Here is a 5558-nt window from a genome sequence, read left to right as displayed (position 1 = left end):
CGTGGACGGACATGCGCCCCCGGAGCCTGGCCGTGGCCCTGGACGGAGCCGACCGGGACACCCCGGTGTCTCGTGCCGCTGCACCTGAGCAGTAGACCCTGTCGTCACACTCCCGCCCGCCCCGCGACGCCTGGCACGCCCTCTCGCCGCACCGGGCGAAAGCCCGAGTACACCCAGTACGAGGACTTCCGCCCGGCACGCCGAGAGCACGCCGACTTCGTCCACGCGGAAGATCCACAATTGCTTGAGGGGCTTGCGCAGGTCCGTACTGAGAGGTCGTTTTCTCCCGTTGTTTCATCCCGGAATCTTTGGTTGATGCGGCTTTGTGGGGTCGCGCCAGGAGATGGTGTTCTCGCCGGTGAGGCGGACCATGAGATCGGTCATGGCGAGGTGGATCATTGCTTCGGAGCGGGTGGGCAGGGTCTCGTAGTCGCGGGCCAGGCGACGGTGGAGCATCAGCCATCCGTAGGTCCGCTCCACGGTCCAACGTTTGGGAAGCGGGGTGGATCCCCTGGTCCCGGGATTGCGTTGGACGATTTCCATGTCGATGCCGAGGGTTGCGGCGTGTTCGAAGAGGTGCTGGCGGTAGCCGCCGTCGACCCAGGTCTTGCGGACGGTGGGGTGCTCCGCGGCGACTTGTTCGACGAGGATCCGGCCGGCGTCGGAATCCTGCACACTCGCCGCGGTGACCGTCACCGCCAGCAGCAGTCCAAGGGTGCCGGTGACGATGCTCTGCTTGCGGCCCACGATCTTCTTCGCCGCGTCCGTGCCCTGCCCGGCGGCCGGGACACTGGTGGAGGTCTTCACGCTCTGCGCGTCGATGACACATGCCTAGGGCTGGGTGCTGCGCCCCTCCTTCTGCCTCACCAACTCCCGCAGCAGTCCGTTGAGCTGGGCGAACACGCCATCCTTTTGCCACTTGGCGAAGTAGCCGTAGAGGGTCTCCCAGGGCGGGAAGTCGTGCGGCAGGCAGCGCCACTGCACGCCGGTGCGGTCCACGTACAGGATCGCGTTCATGATCTCGCGCAGTTCGTGCTCGGGCGGCCGCCCGAAAGCCAGGGCCCGACGCCGACGCTCCGATCGCCAGGCCGCCAGGACCGGCTCAACCAGCTCCCACCGGGCATCGGACAGATCACTCGGATACGCACGACGTTCCTCCATGCCCTGGATGTACCGCCAGCAGAGGAGTGCGCCCAGGCGCGCGTTCTGCCTTGCGGAAGCACGCGCCAGAATCGGGCGTCTGGGAATGAAACAGGCACAGGCCACCTCCAATCCCAGCCGTCGCCCCACTCAGCCCATGAGGACCACTCACATCGGTAGCCTCAACAACACCACACCAGCGCACCTCAGAAAACCGTCGAAAACAACGCATTAGCGGTGGAAACGACCTCTAAGACTGGTTGAACCAGGAGTTCGGATCCTCAGTCAGGACCCAGCTCCTGACAGGAGGGCGGGCCTTGCCAGGTGGAGCCGGGCGACACCAGCAGCGGGGGGTTGTCGACGGGTGCGGTATCGGACAAGCGGAGACAGACACATCGTGTAACCCCTGTGGCCGCCTGGCTCCGGTGCGTCTCGCCGATCGTCGTCAGGCACGCCGATGAGAAACCGGTGAAACGGTGAAACAGTTCGCCTCCGTCCGGCCAAGTACCGGGTGTAAGAGATCACCAATCCCCTTGGAGGCACGGGTGCCCCTGATACCCGAACGGGCCGCAGCGGCCCGACGACCGGCGAACCGGGCCGCCCCGCCACGGCCGGACGCCGCCGGCTTCGCACTCTTCTACGAGGAGAACTTCGACGCCGTCCTCGGCTTCGTCACCCGGCGCACGGCCTGCCCGCAGGTGGCCGCGGACCTCACCGCCGACATCTTCGTCGCCGCGCTGGAGGCCGCTGGTCAGTACGACGCCAAGCGCGGGGCCCCGGCCGCCTGGCTGTACGGCATCGCCCGCAACGTCCTCTCCACCCATTACCGCGGCAGCGTCCGTGAACAGCACGCGGTCGCCCGGCTCAACGGGCGGCGGCTGCTGGACGAGGAGGACATCGCCGCCCTCGACGAACGTATCGACGCCGAACGCGCCGCCCGCGAACTGACCGAGCGGCACGCGGAGCTGATCGCACCGCTGCGCGCGGTCCTCGATCTGGTGGCCGTCGACGGCCTCAGCCCGCGCGAGGCCGCACAGGCCCTCGGCCTCAACACCACGACCGTACGGGTGCGTCTGCACCGTGCCAGGCGCGCACTGCGCACCGCACACCCACCCGTTGCCGACCGTACTGACCCGACCGCGCCCACGACGAGCGCGGTTTGCGCAGAACGCACCCTGGAGGTTGTCTCATGACCACGCCGACCGGATTCAAGAAGCAGCTCGCGGCGGAACTGTCGGCCATGGCCACCGCCGCCCCCTCCCCCGCCCCTGCCGTGCCCGTCCCTGCCCGCCGTCGGCGTACCCCGTTCGCCCTGGCCGCGGTGGCAGCCGCGGCCGCGGCGGTCGTCGTGCCGGCCGTGAGCGGCTCCGGCAGCTCGCCCGCGTACGCCGTGGACAAGCAGGACGACGGCTCCCTGATCCTCGACCTGAACCGCGCCGAGGGTCTGCCCGGACTTCAGGAGCAGCTGAAGAAGCTGGGCGTACCCGCGGTCGCCCTGAAGGCGGACAAGGGCTGCACCGAGGTTCCGCCCGCGGAGTACTGGGCCACCAAGTTCGAGGCGCTGTCCTCCGACCCCGGCAAGGCCCGCATCCGGACCGACATGATCCCGGACAACGCGACCCTGCTCATCGTCGCGGAGTTCAAGGACGACGACTCGGTCAAGGCGATGTCCTACCGGCTGGTCAAGAAGGACAAGGTTCCCACGTGCGCCGTCCCGGGCATCGGGGAGGGCGTCCTGGACCCGTCCGTCCGCGTCGGCTGACGCGTGTGCGGCGCCGCGGAGGACTCTGCGGCGCCGCAAGACGGTTCTCCTCCCGCACGGTGATGAGCAGCGTGGGCGTCGTGCGGGTCGCTCTTTGGAATGGCGTAGAGCTGCGCGTGAGGTCATAGTCGCGGTCGAATGAACGTGAGGGAAGATATGGATTCGTAGTCAAGACTGCCTATCCGAAGTAGACGCTCACGCGCCCTGAAGGAAATGGCTCATGCCGCAGGAACGTCCCGCGTACGGATTGGCCGGAGACCTGACCGTCGCCACTGTGCTGCCGGACATTGCTCAGGCCCTGGAACAGGTGGTCACACTGGCCGAGGCCGATCTCGGCTTCCGGCTCTTCCTGCGAGCCCTGAAGGCCTATTCGGTCCGGCTCCCGAAAGAGCACTACGACCGCTTCCTCGTCCTGGGTGAACAACTCGGCTACCCCCTCGCACTCGTCCGGGATGGCCTCGACGTCGACTGGCCCCCCATCAACACCACACACCGCGACACTTCCTGGGACTTCGGACTTTCTCAGCTCGCCGGCAACGCCCACCAGGACTGGCGCCCTGACACGGCCCGGAGAGAGATCCACCGGGTGGCCGACGCGGACGAGCCCGGGCCGTCCCCCGGCACGGCGGCAGCCCTCCTGCTGGTGGACGCACAACGCCTGCTGCACTCACCGCTGCCCGACGACACCCTCACCATGGTGTGGGTCGCCGTGTCGGACGCAGCCCTGCGTATAGAGGGGCGCAGCTGGCTGCAGTTGGCAAACGTGTGCGAGGAACGTCTGAATAGGATGGCGGGCCTTGACCCCTGATCCTGAACACGGGCTATGCGGCTTCGGCCGGCGTAGTTGATGTTGTCTGGAGTGCTTGCTCATAGGCGATCGGGCTGCGGTGGCCGAGGCGGGAGTGGCGTCGGACCGTGTTGTAGCGATGCAGCCAGCGGAAGAGGTCCAGGTGAGCCTCGCGCTCGGTGTCCCGGGCCCGGCGGCCCTGGAGGGTCTCCCGTTTGCAGGTCGCGTTGAACGACTCGGCGAGTGCGTTGCCCGCGCTGGAGCCGATCGCGCTCATGGACTGGGTGACGCCCGCTTCGCGGCAGGCGTCGGCGAAGGCCCGACTGCAGTACTGGACGGTTCACGTTCCGAGCCCGCTCGGCGCGCAGCAAGCACGGGGTCACGTTCCCCTGCTTTCTGCCCGCGGTCAGCAGAGACGCGCTGAAGAAAATGGGTGCCGAGGTGCGCAGTTGGCGCATCCACCGGTGTACCGGGCACACCTTCGCCCAGCTCGCACGGTTCATGAATCCGATCGTGCGGGGCTGGATCCAGTACCACGGAGCGTTCTACCCCTCCGCACTGAGGCCCTTCCTCCAGCGCATCAACGCCTACCTGCTGCGCTGGATCCGCAGAAAGTACAAACGACTCGCCGGCTACCGCAAGGCCAGGAACATGTCTCCAAGGGATCACGCAGCGATACCCGGGGATGTTCGCGCACTGGCGGATGTGCCGCACCGTCTTGGGAGCAGGGTGACAAGAGCCGTGTAACGGGAGACTGTTACGCACCGTTCTGCGGGGGCCGGAGGGTGAGACTCCCTCCGGCTACCCGACCCGACGTACTTGGTGTTCGTCTGGTCCGCGGTGAAGTCGCGGCCGATCAGGTCCGGGACCGACCTTCACCGCGGCCTGGTCGGGGACAGTGGTGCGGTGTTTGCGCGGCGCAGGCGGGGCCCGGCCGGCCCGATCGTCTGCATGATCCGGGCGACGCGCTTGTGATTCACCGCCTCGCCGGTCTCCCGGAGCTCGGCGGTGATCCTGGGAACGCCGTAGTTGCCGTCCGAGGCCTGATGAAGTGTGCGTATCCGGTCAGCGAGCTTCGAGTCGGCGGCCTGGCGGGCCGCCCTCACGGCCGCTGTCTTGCGCCAGTAGTAGAAGCTCGTTCGGGCGATGCCCAGAATGTGCACAGCCGCTTCACGCCGTAGCGGCGCTGGTGGTCGGCGACGAACTGGAAGCGGTTCACCAGCGCGTCTCCCCGGCGAAATACTTCGCGGGCTTCCGCAGGATCTCGCGTTCTTCCTCCAGCTCACGGACCTTCTTGCGCAGCGCGGCGTTCTCCGCCTCCAGAGGCGTGGGTGGCTCGGCGGGTGTCTCCGCACGGCGTCGCCGTGGCCGGCGCGCGCCGGCCGCCCGGACCCAGTTCCGCAGCGTTTACGGGTTGTTTCCCACATAGGCAGCGACCTGCCGGGTCGTCGCCTCGGGCCGCGACTGGTACAGCGCGACCGCGTCCGCCTTGAACTCCTGCGGGTAGTGCTTCACGACCACGAGATGTCCGTTCTCAGATCCTCAGGATCCAGTGTCTCGTGTGTCCAAGATCAGAGGTCAAGGCCCATCCCGCACCGACATTGAGACTGGTACCTGGCACCGCTCGGGGGTCTGACCCGCCCACTGACTGACGCTTCGGCTGTCCTCGGGTTGAATCGCTCGGCTCCCGGTCGGTGCCACAGCGCGCGTGACCGGCCGGGCTACCGTGACCTCATTGCCTCGCCCAACCCTCTTGCCCCGCAGATCACAGCGTTACTGACTTCGGCTCGTCAAGGTGACGCGAGTTCATCGAGCGCCTGGCCGGTGCCGGCTATGAAGCCGTCGAGGGTGGCGGGCCGGTACTGGAGG

5 protein-coding genes and 2 pseudogenes are annotated in these 5558 nt (G+C 67.6%); 4 read left to right on the top strand and 3 right to left on the bottom strand.

Features of this window, described 5'->3' with window-relative positions:
* Positions 1-294: 294 nt before the first annotated feature.
* Positions 295-1161, bottom strand: a pseudogene (locus tag ACFC02_RS41310) (IS5 family transposase).
* A 524-nt stretch (positions 1162-1685) separates the two neighbouring features.
* Here ACFC02_RS41310 and ACFC02_RS41305 point away from each other — a divergent pair.
* The 3 genes from ACFC02_RS41305 to ACFC02_RS41295 all read left to right on the top strand — a co-directional run bounded on the left by ACFC02_RS41305 (position 1686) and on the right by ACFC02_RS41295 (position 3710).
* Positions 1686-2333 carry an RNA polymerase sigma factor gene (locus ACFC02_RS41305; protein WP_376367978.1) on the top strand — a complete coding sequence of 216 codons (648 nt, stop codon included), beginning with the start codon at positions 1686-1688 and terminating at the stop codon, positions 2331-2333.
* A complete protein-coding gene (locus tag ACFC02_RS41300; RefSeq protein ID WP_376367976.1) occupies positions 2330-2902 on the top strand; it encodes a hypothetical protein in 573 nt (190 codons plus the stop codon). Before ACFC02_RS41305 ends, ACFC02_RS41300 begins: the two co-directional genes overlap by 4 nt.
* A 220-nt stretch (positions 2903-3122) precedes the next feature.
* Positions 3123-3710, top strand: a complete 588-nt coding sequence (locus ACFC02_RS41295) for a hypothetical protein (protein ID WP_376367975.1) — start codon at positions 3123-3125, stop codon at positions 3708-3710.
* A 13-nt stretch (positions 3711-3723) separates the two neighbouring features.
* Here the strand turns inward: ACFC02_RS41295 and ACFC02_RS41290 are convergent.
* Positions 3724-3969, bottom strand: a pseudogene (locus ACFC02_RS41290) (integrase core domain-containing protein); the annotation flags it as partial.
* A gap of 149 nt (positions 3970-4118) precedes the next feature.
* Here ACFC02_RS41290 and ACFC02_RS41285 point away from each other — a divergent pair.
* Positions 4119-4436, top strand: coding sequence for a group II intron maturase-specific domain-containing protein (locus tag ACFC02_RS41285; protein WP_376367974.1), 318 nt, complete (start codon positions 4119-4121; stop codon positions 4434-4436).
* Between the two features lie 128 nt (positions 4437-4564).
* On the opposite strand, the gene ACFC02_RS41280 is transcribed toward ACFC02_RS41285, so the two are convergent.
* Positions 4565-4852 (bottom strand): IS3 family transposase, encoded by a 288-nt coding sequence (locus ACFC02_RS41280; protein WP_376367972.1) that lies wholly within the window; start codon positions 4850-4852, stop codon positions 4565-4567.
* Positions 4853-5558 lie beyond the last annotated feature (706 nt).

This window comes from Streptomyces sp. NPDC056160 (genome assembly GCF_042268205.1).
Lineage (GTDB): Bacteria > Actinomycetota > Actinomycetes > Streptomycetales > Streptomycetaceae > Streptomyces.
Note: the sequence above shows the minus strand (reverse complement) of the source record. Positions and strands in the feature narration are given on the sequence as shown.

Coding starts and splice junctions, on each gene's coding strand:
- ACFC02_RS41300 (WP_376367976.1), top strand. CDS start 2,330: ATGACCACGCCGACCGGATTCAAGAAGCAGCTCGCGGCGGAACTGTCG.
- ACFC02_RS41295 (WP_376367975.1), top strand. CDS start 3,123: ATGCCGCAGGAACGTCCCGCGTACGGATTGGCCGGAGACCTGACCGTC.
- ACFC02_RS41285 (WP_376367974.1), top strand. CDS start 4,119: ATGGGTGCCGAGGTGCGCAGTTGGCGCATCCACCGGTGTACCGGGCAC.